This window comes from Spongiibacter nanhainus, from assembly GCF_016132545.1.
Lineage (GTDB): Bacteria > Pseudomonadota > Gammaproteobacteria > Pseudomonadales > Spongiibacteraceae > Spongiibacter > Spongiibacter nanhainus.
In genome coordinates, this window is record NZ_CP066167.1 from 476758 (window position 1) to 501489 (window position 24732).

General features: G+C 48.4%; 19 protein-coding genes and 3 pseudogenes. 12 read left to right on the forward strand and 10 right to left on the reverse strand.

What is annotated here, in order from left to right; all coding sequences use genetic code 11:
- Positions 1-123 precede the first annotated feature (123 nt).
- Positions 124-303: pseudogene (locus I6N98_RS18735) on the forward strand (TetR/AcrR family transcriptional regulator); the annotation flags it as partial.
- A gap of 33 nt (positions 304-336) precedes the next feature.
- The gene (locus I6N98_RS02200; RefSeq protein WP_232787524.1) at positions 337-738 is read left to right on the forward strand and encodes a TetR-type transcription factor C-terminal domain-containing protein; all 402 of its coding nucleotides are present in this window, start codon (positions 337-339) and stop codon (positions 736-738) included.
- A gap of 58 nt (positions 739-796) precedes the next feature.
- On the opposite strand, the gene I6N98_RS02205 is transcribed toward I6N98_RS02200, so the two are convergent.
- Positions 797-1840: a transcriptional regulator CypR gene (locus I6N98_RS02205; protein ID WP_198570195.1), complete on the reverse strand. Its 1044-nt coding sequence runs from the start codon at positions 1838-1840 to the stop codon at positions 797-799.
- A gap of 132 nt (positions 1841-1972) precedes the next feature.
- Between I6N98_RS02205 and I6N98_RS02210 the strand changes: the two genes are divergently transcribed.
- The 4 genes and pseudogenes from I6N98_RS02210 to I6N98_RS18540 all read left to right on the forward strand — a co-directional run.
- Positions 1973-2293, forward strand: a complete 321-nt coding sequence (locus I6N98_RS02210) for a 2Fe-2S iron-sulfur cluster-binding protein (protein WP_198570196.1) — start codon at positions 1973-1975, stop codon at positions 2291-2293.
- A 14-nt stretch (positions 2294-2307) separates the two neighbouring features.
- Complete coding sequence (locus I6N98_RS02215) at positions 2308-3726, forward strand: cytochrome P450 (protein ID WP_232787437.1); 1419 nt, start codon at positions 2308-2310, stop codon at positions 3724-3726.
- 423 nt (positions 3727-4149) lie between these two features.
- Entirely contained in the window at positions 4150-4887 is a 738-nt protein-coding gene (locus tag I6N98_RS02220; RefSeq protein WP_198570197.1) for an IS630 family transposase, read from the forward strand.
- Positions 4835-5388: pseudogene (locus tag I6N98_RS18540) on the forward strand (transposase); the annotation flags it as partial. The gene I6N98_RS02220 and the pseudogene I6N98_RS18540, both read left to right, overlap by 53 nt.
- 119 nt (positions 5389-5507) lie before the next feature.
- Here the strand turns inward: I6N98_RS18540 and I6N98_RS02235 are convergent.
- Positions 5508-6770, reverse strand: coding sequence for a cytochrome P450 (locus tag I6N98_RS02235; RefSeq protein WP_198570200.1), 1263 nt, complete (start codon positions 6768-6770; stop codon positions 5508-5510).
- A gap of 19 nt (positions 6771-6789) precedes the next feature.
- Positions 6790-7110: a 2Fe-2S iron-sulfur cluster-binding protein gene (locus I6N98_RS02240; RefSeq protein WP_198570201.1), complete on the reverse strand. Its 321-nt coding sequence runs from the start codon at positions 7108-7110 to the stop codon at positions 6790-6792.
- A 166-nt stretch (positions 7111-7276) separates the two neighbouring features.
- On the opposite strand from I6N98_RS02240, the gene I6N98_RS02245 reads away from it, so the two are divergent.
- The 4 genes from I6N98_RS02245 to I6N98_RS02260 all read left to right on the forward strand — a co-directional run bounded on the left by I6N98_RS02245 (position 7277) and on the right by I6N98_RS02260 (position 13647).
- The gene (locus tag I6N98_RS02245) at positions 7277-8287 is read left to right on the forward strand and encodes an AraC family transcriptional regulator (RefSeq protein ID WP_198570202.1); all 1011 of its coding nucleotides are present in this window, start codon (positions 7277-7279) and stop codon (positions 8285-8287) included.
- A gap of 907 nt (positions 8288-9194) precedes the next feature.
- The gene (locus tag I6N98_RS02250; RefSeq protein ID WP_198570203.1) at positions 9195-10715 is read left to right on the forward strand and encodes an aldehyde dehydrogenase family protein; all 1521 of its coding nucleotides are present in this window, start codon (positions 9195-9197) and stop codon (positions 10713-10715) included.
- Positions 10716-10758: 43 nt separating this feature from the next.
- A complete protein-coding gene (locus I6N98_RS02255; protein ID WP_198570204.1) occupies positions 10759-11949 on the forward strand; it encodes an iron-containing alcohol dehydrogenase in 1191 nt (396 codons plus the stop codon).
- 81 nt (positions 11950-12030) lie between these two features.
- Entirely contained in the window at positions 12031-13647 is a 1617-nt protein-coding gene (locus tag I6N98_RS02260) for a long-chain fatty acid--CoA ligase (protein ID WP_198570205.1), read from the forward strand.
- Positions 13648-13888: 241 nt separating this feature from the next.
- Here I6N98_RS02260 and I6N98_RS18740 read toward each other — a convergent pair whose 3' ends face one another.
- Positions 13889-14119, reverse strand: coding sequence for a Fic family protein (locus I6N98_RS18740; protein ID WP_198571511.1), 231 nt, complete (start codon positions 14117-14119; stop codon positions 13889-13891).
- A 68-nt stretch (positions 14120-14187) separates the two neighbouring features.
- Between I6N98_RS18740 and I6N98_RS18545 the strand changes: the two genes are divergently transcribed.
- Positions 14188-14424: a hypothetical protein gene (locus tag I6N98_RS18545; RefSeq protein ID WP_232787438.1), complete on the forward strand. Its 237-nt coding sequence runs from the start codon at positions 14188-14190 to the stop codon at positions 14422-14424.
- A gap of 38 nt (positions 14425-14462) precedes the next feature.
- On the opposite strand, the pseudogene I6N98_RS18745 reads toward I6N98_RS18545, so the two are convergent.
- From I6N98_RS18745 to I6N98_RS02295, 4 genes and pseudogenes are all read right to left on the reverse strand, one after another.
- Positions 14463-14704: pseudogene (locus I6N98_RS18745) on the reverse strand (DUF4172 domain-containing protein); the annotation flags it as partial.
- A gap of 604 nt (positions 14705-15308) precedes the next feature.
- Positions 15309-16379 (reverse strand): site-specific integrase, encoded by a 1071-nt coding sequence (locus I6N98_RS02285; RefSeq protein WP_198570208.1) that lies wholly within the window; start codon positions 16377-16379, stop codon positions 15309-15311.
- A 781-nt stretch (positions 16380-17160) separates the two neighbouring features.
- Positions 17161-17610 carry a hypothetical protein gene (locus I6N98_RS02290; RefSeq protein WP_198570209.1) on the reverse strand — a complete coding sequence of 150 codons (450 nt, stop codon included), beginning with the start codon at positions 17608-17610 and terminating at the stop codon, positions 17161-17163.
- Positions 17607-18047 carry a hypothetical protein gene (locus tag I6N98_RS02295; RefSeq protein ID WP_198570210.1) on the reverse strand — a complete coding sequence of 147 codons (441 nt, stop codon included), beginning with the start codon at positions 18045-18047 and terminating at the stop codon, positions 17607-17609. Before I6N98_RS02295 ends, I6N98_RS02290 begins: the two co-directional genes overlap by 4 nt.
- Positions 18048-18248: 201 nt before the next feature.
- On the opposite strand from I6N98_RS02295, the gene I6N98_RS02300 reads away from it, so the two are divergent.
- Positions 18249-19400, forward strand: coding sequence for an IS4 family transposase (locus I6N98_RS02300; RefSeq protein WP_163696818.1), 1152 nt, complete (start codon positions 18249-18251; stop codon positions 19398-19400).
- 346 nt (positions 19401-19746) lie between these two features.
- On the opposite strand, the gene I6N98_RS02305 is transcribed toward I6N98_RS02300, so the two are convergent.
- Both I6N98_RS02305 and I6N98_RS02310 read right to left on the reverse strand, forming a co-directional pair.
- Positions 19747-22320: a DEAD/DEAH box helicase gene (locus I6N98_RS02305; RefSeq protein WP_198570211.1), complete on the reverse strand. Its 2574-nt coding sequence runs from the start codon at positions 22318-22320 to the stop codon at positions 19747-19749.
- Positions 22320-24488, reverse strand: a complete 2169-nt coding sequence (locus tag I6N98_RS02310; RefSeq protein WP_198570212.1) for a site-specific DNA-methyltransferase — start codon at positions 24486-24488, stop codon at positions 22320-22322. The genes I6N98_RS02305 and I6N98_RS02310 overlap by 1 nt, the downstream gene beginning before the upstream one ends.
- Positions 24489-24732: the final 244 nt, after the last annotated feature.

Here is a 24732-nt window from a genome sequence, read left to right on the forward strand (position 1 = left end):
ACCAACCAAAGGTCAAGGTTTTTTATGTGTTATTAGCGGATCACCAGTTTTATGAAGTACGATCGAGGCGACGAGGCACTACTACGAATAATAATCTAAATTGCTCAAGGGTTTGTTATAGCTATGGTTAACAGACAGATTTTTTCCGCGGGAAAGCTAGGCGATAAGAGCGATGTTTTGACTCATGCAGCCCGACTTTTTCGTGAGAAAGGGTTCGAGAAGACTTCGCTTAAAGAAATTGCGGAAGCCTGCAGCATGCTTCCCGGGAGTTTGCATTATCGGTACAAGACTAAGGAGGCCCTCCTTGTCGAGCTGATGCGTTGGGGAGTTGACTTAGTGTCTTCTGAGGTCGAGTCGGCGTACGAGAGCTCTGATGACCCGGCAGAGCAATTGCGACTTTGCATCAATGCGCACTTGCGAGCCTTGTTGGTGGACTCGGACGCGGTTTACGTGCTGCTGTTTGAGTGGCGAGCGCTGCGTCCGGAGGCTCGCAAAGATGTCATCGACCTGCGTGACCAATACGAATCCCTGTGGTCAAGAATCATTGAAAACACGGTTGAAAACGGCGTAACACGGAAGAATATCGATCACCGTTTGCTCCGACTCTTCGGGCTTGGGGCGCTGAATTGGGTCGCGACCTGGTTTGACCCAAACGGTGATCATTCGCTGGACGCTATCGGTGACTTTATCTGGCAGATCGCTATCGACGGGGTGGTTAATAAAGGTACGCAAACATAGTATCTGGCTATGCAGGCGCCGGAGCTGTATAGGGCCGTCCGTGAGGGCGATGCGAGGTTTATGCTCTACCACTTATCCTGATTTGCTCAGGTGGTCGGCCAAACCAGCGCTTGCAGGCACGCCTGAAATTGGCTCCGTCGTGATAGTTCATCAACGCGGCAATGGCCTCGATGGACAATTGGGTATTTAGTAGGTAGCTCGCTGCTTGCTGAGACAGAATCTCGTCGCGAATTTCGCGAAAGCTAGTGCACTCCTTTTTGAGCTTACGTGCGAGTGTGCGTTTGCTCATAAATAATGAAGCTGCGGCCTCATTTTCACTTAGCGTTCCCGGCGGTCGGGATAACATCATTTTCTTCAACCGCGTCTGATAGGTGGGTTGATCAGACTGAAGCTGCGCAAGCATGACTTCACACTGCTGTAAGGCGAGACGATAATTTTCGTGGTTGGCAGAGGCGTTGGGTTCCCGACACAATGACATCGGAAATCTCAATTTTAGCTGTTCGCAGCCAAAGTTAATACGCCCGGACAAGAATTCCGGATATATCGAATGGTATTCGGGCTTAGGATGAGCGAAGAATATTTCTGCGCCGTGCAAGGGCCGGCCAATCATGAATTCGCCGAATTCGAAAAGTGCCTTGACCATCACATCCGCTAGGCACCGCTGTATGTTGTCGTCTAGGGCCTCCTGAAAGTCTAGAGTACATTCAAGATGCTCACCGACTTCCTGCAAACGTAGTTCAGTGAAGCTCGCGCGAGTAGGCAGGTATACATGAATCGCTTGAAGCGCAGTGAGGAAGTTGGGACTGCTGTAGGCAACAAATCCCATCGTTCCATGAGTTGCCGGGGTCAGTCGCTTGCCAAGCAGTAACCCTAATTCAGGCTGGTTGGATAGTTCCATAGCGTTGTGTAAGATACGGATCTGCTGTTCGATAGTTATCAGGCTATCGTCTGCCAAAAACTGCGTTATTCCGATGCCAGTGCCCCTTAGTAGTAGTGGTAATTGTTTGGCGGTCAAACCAAGCTCGCGGGCTATCAGTCGCGAATAATTCGATGGGACATCGCTTCTGCGGCGTTGCGAACCCTCTAATTCTTGCGCTACCACTGTTAGTTCTCCTTCCGATAAAGCAGATACATTGTGTCCTAAAATGACCCGGGTTTGTCAAGAAATGACCTGACGCCTGTGTTGTGATAAAGCGAAAATTATTATCTCAAAACAACTCGCAGGAGAAGGACATTGGGCAAGGTTACATTTATAGAGCACGATCAAACCAAACATGTCGCTGAGTTCAAGCATGGTTCCTCGCTAATGCAAATTGCCGTAGACAATGCTATTCCTGGCATCGACGGTGATTGTGGAGGAGAGTGCGCTTGTGGCACTTGCCACGTCATTATCGCAGACGAATGGTTCAGCAAGACCGGTGTGCCTAATGAAGAAGAGGAGCAGATGCTGTCGATGACACCTGAGCGAGCCAGTACGTCGCGCCTGGGCTGCCAGGTGATTGCTACTGACGCGATGGACGGCATTTTCGTCTATTTACCCGAGTTCCAAATGTGAGCATAGGAGAGCGCATGTCAACAATATCCAAAACGCTTTACGATATTCAGTCCCATGTGATTAATGCTACATCCAAAATCGTGCCGATGCACAGGCAAATTCACGGGCTTAAACTATTGATGGGTGCTAAAAAGAAAGCCTTCGGTACACGCCGCCCGGTACCTGAATTTGTTGAGTCAGCGATTCCGGACGTAAACACGCTCGCCCTAGAGGATATCGATGTCAGCAATCCATTTCTATATAGGCAGGATCAGTGGCGCGCTTATTTCAAACGGTTGCGTGATGAGGCTCCGGTTCATTACCAAAAGAAGAGTCCTTTTGGTCCTTTCTGGTCGGTAACTCGATATGAAGACATCATGTTTGTAGATAAAAGGCACGACCTGTTTTCCGCCGAGCCGCAGATTATTCTGGGTGACCCTCCGGAGGGGCTGTCGGTGGAGATGTTTATAGCGATGGATCCGCCAAAGCACGATGTGCAGCGAAGCTCGGTCCAGGGAGTGGTCGCACCGAAAAATTTAAAGGAATTGGAAGATTTAATTCGATCTCGTACCAAAGATGTACTTGATAGCTTGCCCTTGGAAAAACCTTTCAACTGGGTACCCATGGTATCAAAGGAGCTGACGGGTCGAATGCTTGCAACACTGTTGGACTTTCCTTATGAAGAACGTCACAAGTTAGTTGAATGGTCGGACCGTATGGCTGGTGCGGCATCAGCGACTGGTGGCGAGTTTGCTGATGAAGGGTCAATGTTTGATGCTGCAGCAGACATGGCAAGATCCTTTTCCAAGCTTTGGCGGGACAAGGAGGCCCGGCGCGCGGCGGGGGAAGAGGCTGGTTTCGACTTGATCAGCTTGCTACAGAGCAACGAAGACACTAAAGATCTTATCAATCGCCCGATGGAGTTTATTGGCAACCTGACGCTACTTATCGTTGGTGGCAATGACACTACTCGTAACTCAATGAGTGGTGGTTTAGTGGCCATGAAAAAATTCCCTCAAGAATTTAAAAAGCTGAAGGCAAAGCCGGAGCTGATTCCTAACATGGTATCGGAAATCATTCGTTGGCAAACTCCGCTGGCTTACATGCGCAGAATCGCCAAGCAGGATGTTGAGTTGGGCGGAGATACCATCAAAAAGGGTGACCGTGTAGTAATGTGGTATGCTTCGGGTAATCGGGACGAACGAAAGTTCGAAAACCCAGATGATTTTGTCATTGATCGCAGAGATGCGCGGAATCACATGTCGTTTGGATACGGAGTTCACCGTTGTATGGGTAACCGTCTAGCTGAATTACAGCTCCGCATTCTCTGGGAAGAGCTTCTTAAACGTTTTGATAAAATCGAAGTAGTTGCCGAGCCTGAGTTGGTTCAGTCAAACTTCGTACGCGGCTATTCAGAACTTATGGTTAAGCTATCCCCAAAAAACGACAGTTGACGGGTATACAGTAAAAATAACTTGAGCTGAAGCGGCTCAGGCGTAGTAGTTCAGACTTGACCTGACAGATACCGGTTTATTATCGGGCGTCTGTCAGGTCAGACTCAGTTTGCGAACTTTTCCTTCCAAATTCGTTTACCATCGAACAGGGTTTTCAGCGGTGTTCTGTCGCAGCACTTCTTGCCCTGAGGGGTTTCTTGATTGTCGCAGTAGTCCAGCCAGTTTTCCAAATCAGTCCGGAGCTCTTTGGGTGAAGAGCGAGTTGATAAAATTCCTGTAGTATCCTCCTATAAAGGCGCTCACAAATACCTTCGTCTGTGGATGGCGCGGTTTAGTCCGGGTGTGTTTAATATCGTAGATAGCTAGTGGTTCAAGCGGAAAATAAAGTAACGTAAAGACGAGGAGGTGTATAGTGTTTTTCCTATGCGTACTCCCAAATCTCTACGCGTTTCTGACGATGCCGCAGCCACTCTTAACGAATGGTGCCGGTCAACGACTTTGCCGCACGGTCAGATCATGCGATCGAAGATTATTCTTCAGCTCAGCGAAGGTATGACTCCCACAGAGGTTGCCGCCGCACAGCGGACCTCGGCAAAGACGGTTCACCGCTGGCGCAATCGCTTCGAAGAAGAAGGCGTTGAAGGGCTACAAGAACGCGCTCGCAGCGGAAGACCTACCGTCATTGATAAGAAGGCCGTAGACCGGGTTCTGTTTCTAACGACAAAGCGGATACCGCAAGAAGCGACGCACTGGAGTATTGAGCTGATGGCTAAGTACGCTGAAGTGACGCCATGGCAGGTCCGCCAGATATGGGAAGCGGCTGATTTGCGTCCTCATCGGCTAAAGACATTCAAGATCAGTAATGACCCTAAGTTCTCTGATAAGGTGATCGACATTGTTGGGCTGTACATGAATCCGCCGGACAATGCTGTCGTTATGAGCGTTGAAGAGAAGACACAAATTCAGGCCTTGGATAGGACGCAACCTGGCTTTCCTCTAAGCCCGAGTCGAATTGGAAACCGGACACATGATTATGACCTTTCCCCCGATTTTAGAGCCATGACCAAGATGAGATTTCCGGTTAACCTAACGGGATGGATATCTCAGCATGAAGAAGCGATACAGCGACGAACAAATCAACAAGGCCATCAAAGAACATGAGGCCGGCGCTAAGGTAGACGAGATCTGTCGTAACCTGGGTATCTCAAGCGGTACCTTTTACAGCTGGCGGAGCACGTTTGCAAGCATGGAGGTAAACGAAGCTAAGCGGCTTCGAGAACTGGAAGCCGAGAACAATAAACTCAAGAAGCTATTGGCTGCCAAGCTCCTTGAGGTTGAAGCGATGAAGGACGTACTTTCAAAAAAGTGGTGAGGCCCGCCGATCGCAAACAGGCGGCGAAGCACATGATTGCCCAGCATAGCATCAGTGAACGAGCCGCCTGTAAGTTAGCGGGCATCAGTCGCACGGCGTATCGCTACCAAGCAAGGCCAAGTAATGACGAAGCCTTGAGGGCGCGATTGAAAACATTGGCGGTTGAGCAGTCTGCCTACGGTTATTTTTTGCTGCACGGTCTTCTAAAAACAGAAGGGCTTGTTGTTAATAGGAAGCGTATTTATCGGATTTATACCGAAGAAGGGCATCAAATGAACGTTTACAAGAGGCCAACTGCAAACTAGATCTGGAGTTGGCCAGGTTGAAACGATCTCGGTGAATTATACAAATTAAGCCTGATTTGATGTGCAAACAAGTCCATTTTTAAAGGATGTTGCCGAGATTTTCTTCATCGGCTAATTTTTACCGTCATGGAACTATATCCTTTGACGAAATTTGATCTAACCAGGGTGGGCTCCCCAATCACTTCAATGTTTGAAAAGCGCTTCAGAATTTCTTCCCAAACGATCTTTAACTGCATTTCAGCGAGGCGGTTGCCCATGCACCGGTGCAAGCCAAAACCAAAAGAAAGGTGCTGGCGCGCATTTTCTCGGTCGATGATAAAATCGTCTGCATGATCAATAACCGACTCGTCGCGATTACCAGAAACATACCACATAACTACTTTGTCGCCTGCCTTGATCGTCTTACCGCCAAGCGCAACGTCCTGAGTCGCGATACGACGCATATGTGCCAGTGGAGTCTGCCAACGAATGATTTCCGGTACCATGTTAGGAATCAGCGCGGGATTCGCTTTCAATTTTTCAAATTCGGCAGGGAATTTATTCAACGCGTACAGCCCGCCGGTGAGGCTATTGCGCGTAGTGTCATTTCCACCGACAATCAAAAGGAGAATATTGCCCAAAAACTCCATGGGCCGTTCAATCATATTGTCGGTTTTATCACTGGAGAGGAGTAATGAAATCAGGTCAAAGCTTTCCGCTTCTCCAATTTCCAACTCGCTTTGCCGTTGCTGCCAAAGCTGGTTAAAAGTTCTCAGGCAGTCCTGAAGTGCAACCATACGCTCTTCGTTTGTTACGTCGCCACCGGTAATCTCGGGCGTTCCAGCTGCCATATCAGACCAATAGGTCAACTTCCGCCTGTCATCGAAGGGGAAATTGAACAATGTAGCCAGCATTTGCGAGGTAAGTTCAATCGATACCCGGTCCACCCAGTCGAATGCTTCACCAACTGGTAGTCCATCAAGAATCTTGGCCACACGCTCCCTGATTAAAGATTCCATTGCAGCTAGATTTTTGGGGGCAACGACCGGCTGTACGGCCTGGCGCTGCTCATCATGCCGAGGTGGATCCATGGCGATAAACATCTCAAGGGGGATTTCCTCGCCCATATCACCAATAACGATGGCGGGCTCAGAGGAAAATAACTCGTGGTGTTTGTCGACAAACATAATGTCATCGAACCGGGTTATCGACCAAAATGGCCCAAATGGGCTATCTGCCTGATAGTGGACAGGGTCCTCATTGCGAAGTCGTTCAAAATAGGAGTTCCATAAGCCAGTCTCAAAAAGTCGTCCGTCACTGAAATCCAGTGAATCGATGTCAACTGCATAGGGATCAGAAACCATTTTTGTAGTACTTTCCATATTCATGATAAAGGCCTCTATTTAATTACATTTGAAATTCGGGAAGTCTAACTACAGCACCTTCAAGAGCGGGAGTTACGACAACCTGGCAAGCTAATCTAGAACCCTTGGATATTTCCGGCGTCATGGTCAACAATGATTGCTCATCGCTGCCAATTTCTCCGGAGCTACCCAGCCATTCTTTCTCAATAACTATGTGGCAGGTTCCACATGCACAATTTCCGCCACAATCGGCATCGATTCCTGGGACCAGATTATTAATTGCGGCAGACATCAGGGTTTCACCTTTTAGAGCATCAACGTTGTGCTCAACGCCGGTGTGTTCAATAAATCTTATTTTGACCATTACTCGCTATCTCCTCTAAACACATTTTTATAATGGCAGCGATTTAAAAATGTTACAGGTTATTATCTGACAAAGGGGGGGCAATTTAAGACAAATGGGGTAATATTATGTATAATAATTAGTAATTAATTGCAGCAGTTTTAATATCAACAATATGAATTAAAGTATGATAAACAACAGGGCAACGATTTCCACAAGCTATTCAAAAGTTATCGCGAGAGAACTGAATCTTAGCGAAGACGCCTTAGGGCCATTCCTTAAGGGCACTAATCTCAAGCCGCGTGAATTTATGGATCCAAACACCCTGCTAACGCCAACTCAACAACTAAACATTATTGAAAATGCATTGGAAATCTATGGGGACAGGGGGCTGGGGCTACAGGTCGGACATAAAATCACCCCTTTTAGTCACGGACCACTGGGTTTGCTCGCCTACAGCAGTCCGACGTTAATGGATGCAATAAAAGCTTTCTGCAACTACCTGCCAACACGAATTATTCTCACCCATTTAACGACGAAAAAATCTGAGAGATACCTAGAGTGTCATCTTATTCTTGATATAAAAACAAATGAAAAAATATACCGCTTTTTTATCGAGGCATTTAGTGCCACGCTGGTTTCGATCGTCAATTTTGTTCTAGGATATACGCCCGCAGAATTACTAATTGAATACAAATACTCTCAGCCACATTATTCTGGAATCTATGGGCGCTATATCGACTTTAAGTATTCGTTTTCAAAATCACAATCTGTACTATTCATACCAATCGAGCTTTGCGAGAAGCGTAATGCAAACGCCGATCAGGAAAATTATCGAATCGCCTTGCAGCAATGCAAAAAGCGTTTAAGGCAGCTGGGGGGAGGGGTGGTTAATCAAGTTGAGAGCATCATTTTTTCACGAGGGTCTATACATAGCACAGAAGAAGAAGTGGCATCACTGCTGTTAATGAATAAGCGGACTTTGGCTAGAAGGCTTAATGATGAAAACAGTTGTTTCCGCGAAATACGTGACAAGGTCCTGGCAACTCTCGCTTGTGAGTATCTTAGCCAAACTCAGCTATCAGTAGAAGTTATCGCGCAAATTATTGGCTATCACGACAGCGCTAGCTTTCGGCGAGCATTCAAGCGCTGGAAAAGTATCACTCCCAGTCAGTTTCGCGAGAAAAATCAGCTCTAATTGCAAAAGAAAAGGCCCTCAATAATTTATCTTAAAAAAAGCGCGATAAATTATCGCGCAAGCTGGGTGGGACGGTGAAGCATCATGCAATATCATTGCAACAATTAATTAAAATATAGTAATCGATCTCACAACAAAAGGATTCTTTCCCGATATTGCGAATTTTATGCCTTAATAAGGTTTTAAGTAGTTTCGGTCGTTCACCATAGTTTTTTAGTTATCTGTGTTTTGCAGATTTTTTCTCACTCCTCTTCTTCTCATCGCCAAAAATCAGAATTTACAATGCTTTGCGAAGGGTGTTTTTTCTGTCAACTAAGTTTCTCGATCTTGGCACCCTTATTGCCGGCATGCAAATTCTAAGGAGGTTACGAAATCTCTTGATTTTACAATGCCTGCCTTCGGCAGTGCTCCCTGTGTTGTGATTAGTTCAGCAATCATAATGGACAACCGGAAATTAACGACTGGCCTCATTCTCGAATATTTTATTGGATTCATTATAATTTTATATGGTATAGCTGAGCATTCTCGGTAAAAATTATAATACACATTATTAGTGTCAAAAATTCAAAAAATACTACTTATATTTTAATTAAATAATTAAGGGCGGATTTTCCTCCGGATGGCTTGTATTCCCTTGGTTGAGCCGTTCTTAGTAATGGTGCACCTAATTTTGGGGATTGTCTTATCGCATTCGGACAATTGGTTGACATTGGAGGACACATGGTTGCCGGCGCACGTTAAAGATATAAATAGATTGGATTGATCGTATCGCGCGTGACTCGTACCGCTAAAAGTTGTCCTCAACTGCCAATACTTTTGTTCCATCCAAGCGAAAGAATAAGCTGTCGTCAGAAGCAATGACGCTAAAGTCTGTTTCCATCAAAAAATAATCGATTAAGGAAGTGAAATGGTATCAATAGCCGAACCGCCATGTTACAACCACATCATTAATGGGCAGGATACACCACCGAAGGAAAATGCCTACATTGATGTGATTTGCCCCGCTACGGGAAAAATTATTGCATTGACTGCCGACGGCGACGCTCGCGATGTCGATCTGGCTGTAGAGGCAGCAAGCACAGCATTTAAAAATAAAGATTGGCGGTTTATGGCGCCAGAACAACGCTCAAAACTACTTTATCAATTGGGCAATACCGTGCTGGCCAACGCACAGGAATTGGCCCAACTGGAAGTTGAAGCTTCCGGGGGAACCATAAAACGAGTAATGGGGCTGGATATGCTGGCCATTGCCGACTTGTTCTTTACGTTGGCAGAGTCAATTAAAGACTATCCATTTATCGAGAACCTGGCGCCCAAACTGCTTCCAGAGCAGGTTAATACTATGGTGGTTCGCGAAGCAGTTGGCGTCTGCGGTGTCATCACAGCCTGGAATTTCCCCCTACTCCTGCTTGCCTGGAAAATTGCCCCAGCATTAGCCGCCGGAAATACGGTTGTTGTTAAGGCATCTGAACTTACACCAACCTCTACCTATCGAGTTATCGAACTATTTAACACCCTACTCCCACCTGGCGTACTTAATCTGGTCAGTGGTACTGGCGTCAAAGTTGGCGACGCCCTGGTAAGACATCCCAAGGTCAACAAGATTTCATTTACCGGGTCAACCCGAACCGGCAAGCAAATACAAACAGCAGCCGCAGAAACGCTGAAGCGCGTCACATTGGAACTCGGTGGTAAAGGTGCCGCGATAGTGATGCCCGATGCCAATCTTGAACTTGTCGCCCACGGTGCACTGTTCGGCATTATGATGAACGCGGGGCAAGCCTGTGAATCAGCCAGCCGTCTTATTGTGCACGAAGACATTCACGACGAGTTGGTGGCGAAGATGACAGAGGCTGCAGAGAAGATTGCGGTCGGCAACCCATTCGACCCCAACACAGGAATGGGCCCCATTATTTCGGAACAGCAATTTAACAAAATCATAGCCTATATCGATTCGGCCAGAGAGCAAGGTGCCAAGATAGTCTGCGGAGGGGAACGCCGTCACGTAGCGGGCTGCGAAAACGGCTACTTCGTTGCGCCGACTATTATCACCGAATGCCGTAATGATATGACGCACGCCTGCGAAGAAATCTTTGGACCGGTACTCTCGGTGCTGAAATACCGGGACATTGATGCTGCAATAGACACCGCCAACGACTCTGTTTATGGACTTTCCGCCGGCATCTGGACCGAAGATGTTGTTGAAGCCCAGGCCATCGCCCGACGTCTGGAGGCGGGATCGGTGTGGATTAACGACTGGCATATGATGCGCACCGACGCGCCATTTGGTGGCATGAAGCAAAGTGGCTATGGCCGAGAAATGAGTGAACTGAGTCTGCACTCGTACACCGAAATCAAAGCGATTTCGACAGCTTTCGAACGCGACCCTAGAAAGAAATCAACCTATCAATTGGTGCATTCCTTTTAATCGGCGCTCTCAGGTCAACTTTTACAATTAGCGAGATAATAAGATGTCATCATCACATTACTATCAATACACTATGCGCACTGCTCTGCACTGTGCAGCGGGATCTATCATTCGGCTACCAGCTTTATTTGACGGCATGGGCGCAAAACGCGTTGTCTTATACAGCGACACGGGATTAAGACAAGCCGGCATTGTCGACAAGGTCATCTCGGTTTTTGCGAATGGAGCCAGCAATAAGGCGAAATTAGTCGGTGTTTACACTGAAATCAGTCAGGATGCCGGATGCGAATCAGTAAACGAAGCGACCGCCTTCGCGCGCTCAGTGGGTGCAGACGCCATATTGGCGGTCGGCGGCGGCAGCGTACTGGACGCCTCCAAAGGCGTTAAATATTCCCTGCAACACGGCGCCTCCGATATTACCGAACTGCTCCAGAGCGGTATTAAACTTGAGTCATGGCCAAAGGCGCAACATTCAGCCATTCCTCATATCGGTGTTCCAACAACGGCGGGCACAGGCGCCGAAGTGTCCCCTGTAGCGGTGTTTTATAACGAATCGCTCGGTATCAAAACCAATCTCGTTGCCCCATTTTTAGAACCCGACATGGCCGTGCTAGACGCAAATTTAACCCTGGGCCTGCCGCCGTCGCTCACTGCAGCGACCGGTATGGACGCATTGACCCATGCTCTGGAAGCGATTGCTTCACCCACCTCCAATGCCTTGACCGATGCCCACGCCTTTCATGCCGCACAGTTAATCGTCGAAAACCTGCCAAAGGTGATTGAACGCGGCGACGACGTTATCGCCCGATCCAATATGCTACAGGCCAGCAGTATGGCGATTGATGCCTTTGGTGGTAGCTTGAATGCCATCCCGGTTCACAACTGTGCCCACGCCTTTGGCAGCATGTTTCACATTCCCCACGGTGATGCGAACGCCGCACTGCTGCCGGTGGTAATGGAAGCCTGTCAGGACTTTTATCGCGGGAAGGGCCGGCGTCTGGCTAAAGCACTGAATTTGCCACAAGAAGGTGACGATCTGGAGCTGGTCCACAATTGCATTGGGTTTCTAAAGGATTTTCAACGCAATATTGGTTGTACGACTGAGTTTTCGCGCTGGAATGCCACCCAAGATAAGAAGGGTGAAATCGTGGTTGCTATTGCTTCTGACCCTGCCGCCATGTTCTATCCCATCCCTGCCGACGCGGTTTCTAAGATTATTCAAGCCGTTTCCTGATCCAACCCTCGGCCTATCCAATGGAATGGGCCGAGGAACTCAAACAACAAGAAGGTTTAAATCACAATGCTCTGTGGGAATATGCAAACCAACGGTCTACTGATTTCAGATATTCTCGAATATACCGTACGCCACAACCCTGACTCTAAAATCACCAGCCGCGACAACGACGGCAGCATTCGGCAATTTAGTTACAGCGAACTCTACCAACGTGTTTTAAAGCTCGCCAGCGCCCTGGACCAACTCGGCGTAGCCCTCGGCGACCGCATCGCAACAATCGCCTGGAACAACCACCGCCACCTGGAGCTGTACTATGCTATTTCCGGTTTAGGCGCCGTTACTCACACCATTAACCCGAGACTGTTCCACGAACAAATTAGCTATATCGTCAATCATGCTGAAGACAAGATGATTTTTGTCGACGAAAGCTTTGTCGACATCGTCCGCGAACTCCAGTCCAGCTTTACATCAAAGCCTACCATTGTGCTCATGACGGAAAGACCTACTTCGGCGGAGCAAGCACTTGAAGGTGCGCTCTATTATGAAGATCTCATTGAAGGGGCCACACCTCTGAACGGCTGGCCGAGCTTTGATGACCAAGCCGCCGCCGCACTTTGTTATACCTCGGGCACAACCGGCAATCCAAAAGGCGCGCTCTATTCGCACTCATCGACGATTCTGCACGCCATGAATGCCTGCCGCCCCGATATTTTCGATTTTGACAAAAGCAGTGTCATCCTTCCAGTCGTCCCTATGTTTCATGTTAGCGCCTGGGGTACGCCCTATGCCGCGTTGATGTGCGGTGCGCATCTGGTACTACCCGGAAGCGCGCTGGATGGCCAATCGCTGTCTGAGTTAGCGAAACGCTGTGAAGTGGACTGTATGCTAGGCGTTCCCTCTATCTGGTTTAGCCTGCTCGCCTTTTTGAAAAGCAATGACACCACCCTGCCCAGCCTCAAAAAAGTGGTTGTGGGTGGTTCCGCTGCGCCTGAGAGTATGATCAGTGAGTTTGAAGATATCCACGACGTACGTGTCATCCACGCCTGGGGAATGACCGAACTCAGCCCTCTGGGTACAATCAATACCGCATCTATCACCCATACCCATCTGGAGAAGGCGGCATTGCTTCAACTGCAAAAGAAGCAGGGTCGAGCCTCCTTCGGGATCAAACTAAAAATTGTGAACGCGGATAATGAGGAACTCCCCCAGGACGGTAACGCGGTGGGAAGATTACTGGTCAAAGGCCCTTGGGTGATTGAGCGCTATTACAAAGCGGATGAATCCGCATTGACGGAAGATGGTTGGTTCGACACCGGCGATGTTGCCAGCATTGATGAGCTTGGCTACATGACCATTGTCGACCGGGAAAAAGATGTCGTCAAATCTGGCGGTGAGTGGATCAGTTCAATCGAACTGGAAAATATCGCCGTTGGTCACGACGGTGTAAAAGAAGCCGCCGTCATTGCGGCACACCATGAAAAATGGGACGAACGCCCCTTGCTGATCGCCGTCAAGCATTCGATGGCAACAATTAGCAAAGACGAACTTATCGGCTATTTCGACGGTAAGGTCGCTAAATGGTGGATTCCTGACGATGTCATCTTTGTAGATGCATTACCCTATAACGCGACAGGAAAAATCCTGAAACGGGATTTGCGCCTGAGTTATGAAGATCACTACTTAAAAAGTGAGCGATAAGTGTATGCTTAGATCTTTAAGGCTATAAAATGGCATTGAAAATTGCCAGTTGGCGCGCATACCAGAAAGTACCAAAGAATTAGGATCATTGCTTTGTTTCAGCTAATTATGCAGTGACCAATGCATAGTTGGTGCTTCGGCCTCTACTAGGTAATTTTTTCAACGTGCCTTTTTCGATCAAGTCATTAATATCCCGTGTAGCATTATCCTGTGATGCTGCTCCGCAGCATCAACGGCTGCCTCAAGGGCCTCCAGAAACCACACCGCCAGGGCGTGATATCTCGACGGCCCTTCTGGGATTTTTCAGGATGTCGTAATAGGATTTATGCCGCCACTGTATTTCAGCGGACATGCTGTAGAACCGGTGTGGGCTGCCCTCTGCTCGAGCCAGTTGCATATCCGCCGTCGCTCTTATTGTTCGCCCATTGCCGTCTTCAAAGGGTCGAATCGTGACGAACCAGAGGTGGGCAATATCCGCCTTTAGATTGAGGTCACCCTTGAAAGGGGGTTCTTACCATTCGTGGAAACGCGCCACTTCTTGTGGTAACCAGCATCCGGCGCTTCAAAGTGGACGGATTTGCGGCCTATTGGACCGGATACGATTTGAATAGGGCCGCCTTCGGCCTGATGCCAGTCACCGACGGTGATTTTGTGCATGCCGCTACGTCCAATGGAAAGCAGCGCTGCATCCCAGGAACACAGGCGCTCACAGGTAAGAGGCTTATCGAAGTGCTTGGTGGCTCCGGTATCATTTTCACCACGCTTTCCACGGCGTGATCAGCTTTAACCAGCGGTGGAATATCCATTCCCAGATACCGGGCAATAGGGGAGCGCACCTGCTGTTTGTCGAGGATTTCGCCCTCAATTTCGCTGGTGCGTAGTACATCTTCAGTCAGTGTGTAGAGCTCGGCCTCTTGCTGTAACTCAAAGCCCAGAGATTCATTCTTACGAGCAAGCGACCCTGCTTGCGAAACACCGCGGGTAGCCGCTCCGCGATGAAGCCTTCATCGAAGCTGAAGTTGGGCCAGTTGGGTAGCTCGTGAATATACTCTGTCATAATCGCCGCAAAATTGACATGTCCGCCAAAGCCACAAGTATTGCTTCGCGAGGTCTAGTGGGAGATTTGTGGGGGCACATGTCCTCTGCTATGCCAAACTATACCCAGAACAACGGACGCCTCGGATATTTTTAACTTAAAAACAGTAGCTTAGGACTTGGTTGGATTTCTCATAACCCGAAGGTCGTGCTTCAGAGTTGACACATAGCTCTGATGTCGTGCATCACTATCGTTCTTTTACTGTGTTTGTTCCTCTATCTCCCACTGTATGTCTGAAATTCCATTTCCGGAGGTATACAGTGCCAGAACGAGAAATTCTTAATCGAGAAGAAGTAGCCGCCTTGTTGGGAATAGCACCTCAGTCATTAACCAATCGAATCGCGAGAGGGGGGCCGTTTCCACCGTATCGGGAGCTTTCTCCCCGGTGTCGGGTTTGGTTGCGGTCGGACGTTGAATCCTGGATATCAACGATGCCAAAAAGAGCGTCGGCTTCGAGAAAGGCTCGAAATTTCCGGGCGGCTCGTTAGCCTTGCTGAGGTGGGGGCTGCATCGCCCCTATTTTTAGCCATGCAGGCTGCCCGGTTATCTATATTGGAGTATGCATTTACGATGCTGGCGGCAACACATTCCTCATTTTGCCGAGTAAGTGCTGTGCGTTCAGGTGTGTATATCGATTGAGCATGGCGATGGTTCGATGGCCAGTAATCAGTTGGGCTTCATGGGGCTCAAGGTGATGCCGTTCGAATAAGCGACTGGTTGCCTCGTGCCTAAGGTCGTGGAATCGAAACCCCTCTAGCTTAGCTCTCGCTGCGCTTCGTTCAAATGCTTGCCGGATCTGAGGTGCGTTGCTGCCAAACACGCGGGAGCCTTCTTCTGCGCTCTCGCTTCGCAGCGACGTAATCTCCTGCGCTAAGTTGTACGAGAGGGGGAATTTCCGCGCATCATTGTTCTTAGAGAACTTGCGGTCTACCGTGACGAACGTGACGCCCAGTTGCGGGTCTTTGTATATATCTTGCCAGCGCAGTTGGGCGATTTCCGCCTGCCGCATTGCGGTTTCCAGTGCAAATCGTACTATTAGGCCTATTGGGGTTGTGCACCGAGTGTCTGTTTCATACTTAGCGCAGGCTTCCAGAAGTTTTTCTTCCTCATTGGGGAGTAGGCGTCGGTCTCGGGCGTTGTTTACTTTGGGAAGGCAGCCGGGTTTTACGGGGTTGTCGAGATTTAAGCCCAGTCGTGCATTGGCCAGATTATAGGCAGTGCGAATAAAGCCGACATTTTGCTTGATCGTGGCGGCTGCTGCGGGTGGGTGTGCCTTGCGGAGCCGGTTTACCATCTCGGCAATGTGGCTTGTGCAGAAGGAGTCCGCAGGAATGCCTAACAAATCTGGGTGCTGTGCCTGCAAAGAGCGAATTTTTGAGGTGGTGGTGCGTCGAGTATTGGGTTTCCACTCTTCGGTTTTCTGCTCAATGAAGACATCGAGCAGTTCGCCAACCGTGATGGTGGCGCCCCGTAATGCGGCGTCAAAGCGGTTGGTGCGGGCGGCTTTGGCAAGCTGATTTAGCCACTGTGTGGCCGCCTCTTCGGTATCAAAGCTTCTGCTGATTCGCTGCCCTTGTTGCGTCACCCGTGCTCGGTAGCGAGAACCCCGTTTGTCGATAGAGCCAAAAAATTTCAATGCCTGTCTCTCCCGTCGGAAGGTTTCGAGAAGACAGTGGGAGAGTGCGGAACATAGTTAGCGTGTGAGCGGCGCGCATTTGTCCAGGATTGGTCCAAAACGGCGGCTTTGCCACATCGCAATTATGCTGGGATTTTTAAAAGTCTAGGAATATCAAGAAATTAAGTGGTGCCCAGAGGCGGAATCGAACCACCGACACGAGGATTTTCAATACTACGTTCAAGTCTCTTAATTGTACTCCAGTACTAGGTTTTAACTTTCTTTCAAAGCTCACGTAGACGGATCACGTAGACTTTTCTCAGCTATCCTTCGATTGTCTCTGAAATGTATCGATACCAACCGGTAAGCTTATTTCGGAACCAAGCATTCATGAAGCAAAGGTATGCTATCTCTGCTGTAGTAATCACTGCGACTAGCGCTTTGTAATCAAAGTCTGCGAGCGCAATTATCCCAATAATCATAGCAGTGCAAACAGAGAAAAACGAGCCGAACAGTCCCATAGCCACTGGGCCGCGTCTTACTGATCCCGGTTGAGCTTCGCGGTACGAAATGTCTCTGTATCCGGCAAAGGCAGTGAAAAGTACTATCACCATGCTTAAGCCAAGAATAACCATTGTGTCTGGGTTCATGTATTACCTGCTTTGAAGAGAGAGTTCCGGGGTGCGTCAGAAAATGCAGGGGGGGGTAGGGGGCTTTAGTGGTACTTCCCACGGCTCATAAATATCTCGCAGAAATTATTGGAGTTAGAGGGCCTGAGAGTGAGCGCTTTCTTGAAGCGATGTCAGTCAAGAGGCTCCTCTTTCGAAATAGTATGCATGACTAAAACTATGTCAATCATAGAAAGGGTTGCTATCAGCAGCATCACCAAGCAAAAAGTATTGTGGAGGGAAATGGCCATATAGCTATTTTGGTCTACGCCCGATCTGATTATGAGACCAACGAGTACTAGGAGAAATGAAACTCCAAGGGCCCAGGTTGTTTGATTGATCTCTGTTCTGGCCTCTGAAAAAATTGGTTCCTTTATTCTCCTTTCGATGCGACCAAATTCTATGTGTATCTGGGTTATTGAAACTAGGGTCACAGTAACGATTAACGCGATTATGTTTAGTATTTCGTGATTGATGAAGCCATCCAGAAAAGAGTTCTTCGATAGTGTTTCAGGCGAACACACAGAGATCGTGACCAAAGAGCAGGCGACAAGGAATACTACGATTGCGAATGCTGCTTTCATCTTTTGACTTTTCTCCCAATTACTTGGTCAGGGCTCTGGCCCTTGTCGAGTTTCTCTCTCGTTGAGTCCGGGAGTTCTACAGTTTCGGCTTGATCTTCTGAATTATAAACAGTTTTTCTACCTGACTTGGCTTTGACGTTGGCTCCCCCGCCCTCTACGTACTCTATTGACGAGCGGACATCATCATCGTCCAGGTCTACTCCATCTGGGTTTCGGATTTTTATGTCCACGTTCTTTGCGTTGTTGCGTTCCTTATACTCTCGCAAAGCTTTCCGTGTAGAATCCGCGCCTCCGAAGAACACATTGGGAACTACGTAGTTTATAGATAGCTCGGTGATTGGCTCTGGGTGTTCGGTAACAGCCTCCCAAAAGCTATCCTTCCGAGGCAAGACAAAAGCATCCAACTTATACTCATTGGGGCCGGTATACCTGTTCACGTGGCTAACCAGTGAGTGAACGAGAGAAATGCCAGTGCCTACATCGGAGTTTTGTTCGATGAACGCTACTTGCTGGTATTTATGAAGGTTGAGAATAAATCATTGCTGTCCCATAAATCAGACATAAAAAAGGCTTGAATCTCAACAAGTTGCTACAATGGATGTGCGACCAAACACTGTAAAAACAGGGAGATTCAAGCCTTGGCACATCATAACACGGTATTTTCTCAATTGTTGAAACTGGTATCGAGACATGAATTTGAAACCCTCGCCAAACAGCACCACGAGGGTCAAAAGTTGCGCAGAATGTCGCGCTGGTCTCAGTTCGTTGCGCTGAGCTTGGCACAACTTTCTGGCCGATCCAGCTTGCGCGATATCGTCAGTAATCTGTCTGCTCAAGCAGCCCGGCTTTACCACCTCGGCGCCGGCAATGTGACGAGAAGCACCCTTTCCCGCGTCAACGAAAGTCAGCCCTATACGCTTTACGAAGCGCTGTTTCATAAGCTGCTTTCCCGCTGCCACGGCGTCGCACCAAAGCATGGATTTCGTTTCGGGAATAAGCTGTATTCGCTCGACTCCACCACTATTGACCTGTGCCTTTCCGTGTTTCCCTGGGCAAAATTCCGCCGCACCAAAGGAGCGGTAAAAGTGCATATTGGCCTTGATCATGATGGGCTCCTTCCCAGCTTCGTCAGCATTACCGATGGGAAAAAGCACGATGTCACTATCGGTCGCGTTCTTGAATTCCCTGCCGATAGCATTGTGGTCATGGATCGCGCCTATACTGATTATTCATGGTTTAACGCCCTGAATGATAAAGGAATTTTCTTTGTTACCCGGCAAAAGCGTAATGCCACGTACCGTATTATTGAACGCCGCGAAATCATTAAATCCAAAGGCCTGACCTGTGATCAGACCATTGTCATCACCGGCACTAAGGCAAAGGCTTGCCCTGTTCCTTTGCGCCGGATTGGTTTCCGTGATCCTGATACCGGTAAGCACTATGCGTTTCTGACCAATAACTTCCACCTTGCCGCCAAGACCATTGCCGATATCTACAAATCCCGCTGGCAGATCGAATTGTTCTTCAAATGCATCAAGCAAAACCTGAAAATAAAATCCTTTGTCGGCACTTCCAAGAATGCCGTCATGACCCAGATTTGGATCGCTATGTGTGCCTATCTACTGCTGGCCTGGATTAAGTTCAGCAGCCAAATTGATCGCAGCCTGCAGCAAATGATTCGCCTCCTACAGCTCAATTTATTTGAGCGCAGAGAGTTGCTGCCTTTGCTGAGAGGTGATCCTCCAGAGCAACTTAACAACACCATTCATCCGCAGCTCTGCTTGCTATGAATATTTGTGGGACAGCAATGAGAATAAATAATGATTTTTCCCAGTAATCTACATCTATAGGACGTAAACCATCCTCCGGCGGGGAGAAGTGTTGTCGAACAATGCGTTTTCCAATTGCACCGTACAGAAAATCTCCTTCTCGCCCGTAGCATAGATAGCTGAATTGTACCCGTCTATGTTGAAATTGCCACACCTTACCAAAAAGCTTAGTTAAAAACTCTGCTCGGCTTGATCGAGTGAATCCTTCTTGTTCGTCACCCTCGAAAAGTGGAGCTTCATGCCTTTCCGTAAGTGAGATACGAAGTAAGTTCCCTTTCATAAAGTTCCTTGAATTTGACTCTTTAAACTATTGGTAGTTTTCCGCCTCGACGCTGCGGTATAGCACTTCTACATCATCCGCTGCTCGAACAGCGTCCCGTACCTTTTGGTTCTTCATGTCTAGTACGCGTAGCTTGCCGTCTACTTCCCCAATGGATTCAATCCTGTGGAAGGTGTCACCATAGGCTTCTACGAAATCAGCGAGACCCTTCAGTTTTGGTATGGCGTCGCTGAGATGGATGCCGTGAGGGTCAACGATGGAAGCTTTTACATTGTTTTCGTCACCGTGGAAAAAGATAAAGTCAGGACACATACGCCGCCAGTTCCCGTCACTTCCAGTCCAAGCGACTGCGAGAGCGTCCGCCGATGCTCGTGATGGGTTGCGATACCATGCAAGGAAATCACTTCGTCCCATCTCCTTGTCAACGACTTTGATTTCCCAGTTGTTTAGGTTTGCAACGGGGAACATGCCGGTAGTATCAGCCATCAGGTGATTACTCCGAGTCTCAAGAAGGTTGCCTTCGCTATCCTTGGTTTCCTCTGTGCGAATGTGCGGACGCTTAATGTCGATACGCTGGGGCTGCGAGGACATGCCTTTTATGTTGTCGTAGTCAGCCTGCCGTTCCTCACTAAGGCCCTTTATTGAGACTCTGTACTCATCGAACCAGGCTTTCGCCATCTCATCAGCTTCGGCATCCAGTGCTTCAGTGACTCCGTCAATTTTTCCAAGTGCGCCTACAGTGATGTGTGCATCTAAAAGGCTATCGTCATCATCTGGATCGGCTAGGTAGTCGGCGTAGCGTTTTGCTAGTTCTGGGGTGAGGAGCCTACCTGCGGCTTTGTAGTCTGCTTGAATCGCTCTATCGTCTGCGAGTTCGTGAAACACTCCCGCGTCTTCAACATCTCCGCTATGTACACCTACCACGATAGTTGCGCCATCGACCTGTAATACGTCCTCCTTGGCCGCTTCGAGTTTGTCAGAGTGTCGGGCTGAGAACCCATCTAAAACCTTGCAGAGCTCGTTATAGGCTTCTTTGACGGCGTCGACGCGTAGGCCGTCACGAGACAGGGATTGAGCAAGAGCGGTATAGCGGAAGATTGGCCTTGCTACTTTTCTGGGCAGTGTTTGTGAGGGGAGAGAGTCAAATAACTCCCAGACACTATCTGGGATATTGGGGTTAGTTCCCATGTCAACCGGTGCAATGAGTACACGTCGGCCCTCACCGCCTCCTGTACCGTCGCCATCTTCTTTGCGCTGACCGATCATGGCTTTTGCGACTTCGGTAGCTGTGTTGCTATCAAATTCGGGGAGTACGCATTCTACGGAATTAAGTAGATCGTCTCCGGGTATGCGGCGAGCGAGAGGTGTCCGAACCATGCGGCCAAGCAACTGAGTGATGTATGTGGTGTCTGAGGCGGGTCTGAATGAAACAAAGACTTCGGCGCGTGGACAGTCCCAGCCAGTCGAAATTGCATCTTTAGCAAGTAGGACACGGACGTGGGTCTGGTCTTGGATCATCTGCGGGTGCACATAACGCACGGTGAAATCACCTAACTCAAGGTCGCTATGTTCGCCGAAGACGTTAGCTATGGCATCAGAGGGAATTTCAGGCCACTCATCTCGAATAGTCTCAACGGCAGAAAGTAATAATTGGTCAGAGGGAGAGTTGGGGACTTGTACAACTAATAAAGGGACAACTACATCGTCAGTGCTCCCTTCCCGATTACAATACGTCTGCCACCTTTCGGTTATGGTCTTTAATTTTCGTGTGGCTCTAGCTAGTAGGCTGGTATTGAAAGTGCCTTTTTCTGTTGGGAAGTCTAAGCGAATGTCATCCTTCAAAAGTCCCGAATCTTGTACTCTGGCAGGGTCAACAACAACGGGTGGGCGAATGTTTCTTCCTTGCTGCTTTTTCATTGCCTCATTAAAGCGTTCTACAGTTGCTGAAATACCCCAAACGACCGGGGTGGGAGGCGCTCCGCTTGTGCCATTAATAAGCTTTTGTACAATGGTCGCCCGTTCTCTTTCACTATTCATCCCTCTATGAGCTTCATCAAGAACAAGATAGAGAGTTAAATTTTTGTCCTCGATGGTGTTCCTTAGAATGTCCCACATCGTATTGGCTCGATCGTCCGGTGGGGGGACATTGTCGAGTTGAATTTGTGGATTTCCTGTGTCGTGCTGAGTGACACCTCTAACTAATTTTGCATTTCTGGAGAGCTTCTGAGCATTCAGGAAGTAAACCTTTCCTGCGTCAAGTTGCTCTTGACTGAAGGAGTTTTCGATAACCACAAGACGAGAGCTGTTTATTTTGTCAGCTGCTGCCATTAATCGGAAGCGGGTTTGTTCATTTAGGGACGGGTCGTCAGTAAACCAGAGAACCACCGCGCCGGGGTCTGCCTCAAAATTGTTTTCAGCATCACCGTTAAAAAGTGCCTCAATGACTGCGGCAGCCATCACGGTCTTCCCTGCGCCGGTTGTTGCTGTCAATGAAAAAGCGGAAGTGTCACCATCCTGTTTCCAATCTCTAGTAGACTTTTTTAAGTTGGCGAGAACGTCAACTACGGCGTCCTTTTGGTATCCTTTTAACGTGTAACGCATCAATCTCTTCCCGTGTTGATGGTGAAATTATTTAGGTATGATTCATACAAGCGTACAGACTCAACATGCGATGGAAGTTCTTCGCAAACAGACTGAAACCCTAAGTCATCGTCGGTGACGATAAAAGCCATTGTAAGAAGTTGGTTGCCTTGGATTTCTGATAGAAAGTTTTTTGATGCGTCTAAGTCGAATAAAATCGCGTAGTTGTCGGCGATGCCGAAAGAATTTTCTTTTCGATCGATCCTTCTACCCTTAGCTCCGGCTTTAAGCCATAGAAGAGGTGCGATAGCTTCGAAGGATCGGTTGTGCGCCACGGGAGCTGGGGCTTCATAAGACAGTGTGAAGAACTCGGCGTTTTCATCGAAGCCATCTGCCATGCTGTATTGTTTATTAAATCGGTATTCTATGCCAATGTCCTCTCCTTGAGGTGTTCTTCCCGTTATGGCAGATTGAATTCTAGGTTTTGTCACATGGTCGCAGATTCCTAGTGATTCCCATTCGGCGTCTCCGGGTCTAAGCCCTTTTGTGCTCAGTTCTTTCTGCTCATCGGCAGATACCTCATTGTTAGTTATACTGATGCATTGCCTCTGTCCACTATCCTCTTTGTTAAGGCGCATTACTGCGTGGGCTGTAGTGCCTGATCCAGAAAAGAAGTCTAAAATAATGGCGTTTGGTTTGTTAGAAACGAAAAAGCGCAAACAATCCTCAACAGCATAAAGTGATTTTGGGAATGGGAAATCTCTTCCTGGAATTATGGATCGCACCAGAGATGAGCCGTGTTCACTTGCGCTATGAGATGTTTTGTTCCACATTGTCTTTGGGTTTTCCAGATGTACGTAGTTATTTGCGTACTCAAGTGAGACGGCTTCAGTTTTATTTTTTCTTGTAACTCTTATGCTGCCATTTTTGATCTGATTAAGGAGATTGTCTGTTACATACTTAATCGATGCTCGTCCCGATGGGCTTAGCTTTCCAATCGATGCATACCCCATGTTAAAAAGTTCAGAAAGTCTTTGGTTTCCTACTTGCCATCGGCCTTCTGAGCCATCTTTGCGTATTGGCCAAATGGCGACAGTCCCTGTTGGCGGTATCACTTCGTCTCGATTGGCTGAAAGAGGTAATAATGCCTCGCCTATGCTATGTAGCTCCCCGGAGTTTTTATTGACAAAGATTGGGTAAAATTGATGCTTCCTGTCTGATCGTTTGGCATCGGTGCCACTCCTTAGTAAGCTTCCCCACCTGACTTTGGGCGGGTTGGTTTCGGCTTCATTCTCTTTATTGTCTACCCGCTCTTTTGTACTGATCATTGCATGGGTTGATTTCTGGACGGCTGCCTCGCCTACATAGACGAAAAACAAATACTCCTCAACTCTATAAAATTCTTGGCCTCTGGCTACTCCTTTGGGATTGATAAGGCTCGTAACCATTTGAATTTTTGAGTCGTTGAATACTTGGGAAAGTAGTAGCCCTAATCTGTGTACTTCTTTTTCGTCAATGGTTGCTATCAAAACTGAGTTAATGGGGCATAATAATTTTTTGGCTAGCTTAAGTCGTCTCTCCATCATGGCTAGCCATTTGCTGTGCTTGTACTGGTCGTCTGAGTCAACGTAATCGTTGTTGTACTTCCAGTCCTTGTCGCGGGTGTTGTAAGGCGGGTCAATGTAAATTGCGTCTACCTTGCCTTCATGGGTGTATTGAAGGGCTTGTAGGGCGTGGTAATTTTCTGCATTGATAACGGTGTGGAAGGGCTTGTTGCCCCCGCGTTCAATTTTGCCGGTGGATTTGAGGCCCGGATAAATGGGGTCACGAAACTCTGCAACCACTACTAGGTCATCACAGGCTCTGGTGGCTGTTTCTATCTCTCCCAACTCGACTGCTTTTCTAACCAGCTCGGCGGTTCGTATCCCGCCTTCTACTTTGATCTTGGTTACTCGCCATAGACCCCGATCAACATTCTTTGTCGGCTCCCCTCGTTCGGGTAAGAAGCGGACTTTGTCCCCTCGACGAATGGGGCGGCCCGGGAGCTCGACGGTTTCCGGGGTGTGCCGCTCAAAATTAAGGCCGAATGCTCGGCGGGATTCGAGGGCCTTGACTTCTCGGGCGAGGTCGGCGGCAAGTTGTGGGTCTTTTGATTCTACTTGGCGTAGAAGGTTCTTGAGGGTCGACAATGTGTGATCCTTATCTCAGAGTTCCATTCTGGCGCTGTTTAGGTAGCTATCGCACTAATTATCGTTGGTCAGTACTACCCAGCAGTTGGGGATTTTACGTCGCCATCGGGAAAATGATCAACATGGACAGCGATGCGATGCCTTAGGCTGTCCAATACTCTTGAGTAAGTAAGGCTCGGCCCAATTTGCACGGGCACTGCCGGGTGGGTCTTAGAGGGGCTCATACTGCGCCCTGTGGCGTTTT

Excerpts from the sequence above, each read along its gene's own strand:
- I6N98_RS02250 (WP_198570203.1), top strand. The coding sequence starts at position 9,195 with ATGGTATCAATAGCCGAACCGCCATGTTACAACCACATCATTAATGGG.
- I6N98_RS02305 (WP_198570211.1), bottom strand. The coding sequence starts at position 22,320 with ATGCGTTACACGTTAAAAGGATACCAAAAGGACGCCGTAGTTGACGTT.
- I6N98_RS02245 (WP_198570202.1), top strand. The coding sequence starts at position 7,277 with ATGATAAACAACAGGGCAACGATTTCCACAAGCTATTCAAAAGTTATC.
- I6N98_RS02255 (WP_198570204.1), top strand. The coding sequence starts at position 10,759 with ATGTCATCATCACATTACTATCAATACACTATGCGCACTGCTCTGCAC.
- I6N98_RS02220 (WP_198570197.1), top strand. The coding sequence starts at position 4,150 with ATGCGTACTCCCAAATCTCTACGCGTTTCTGACGATGCCGCAGCCACT.
- I6N98_RS02235 (WP_198570200.1), bottom strand. The coding sequence starts at position 6,770 with ATGAATATGGAAAGTACTACAAAAATGGTTTCTGATCCCTATGCAGTT.
- I6N98_RS02260 (WP_198570205.1), top strand. The coding sequence starts at position 12,031 with ATGCAAACCAACGGTCTACTGATTTCAGATATTCTCGAATATACCGTA.
- I6N98_RS02240 (WP_198570201.1), bottom strand. The coding sequence starts at position 7,110 with ATGGTCAAAATAAGATTTATTGAACACACCGGCGTTGAGCACAACGTT.
- I6N98_RS02215 (WP_232787437.1), top strand. The coding sequence starts at position 2,308 with ATGTCAACAATATCCAAAACGCTTTACGATATTCAGTCCCATGTGATT.
- I6N98_RS02290 (WP_198570209.1), bottom strand. The coding sequence starts at position 17,610 with ATGAAAGCAGCATTCGCAATCGTAGTATTCCTTGTCGCCTGCTCTTTG.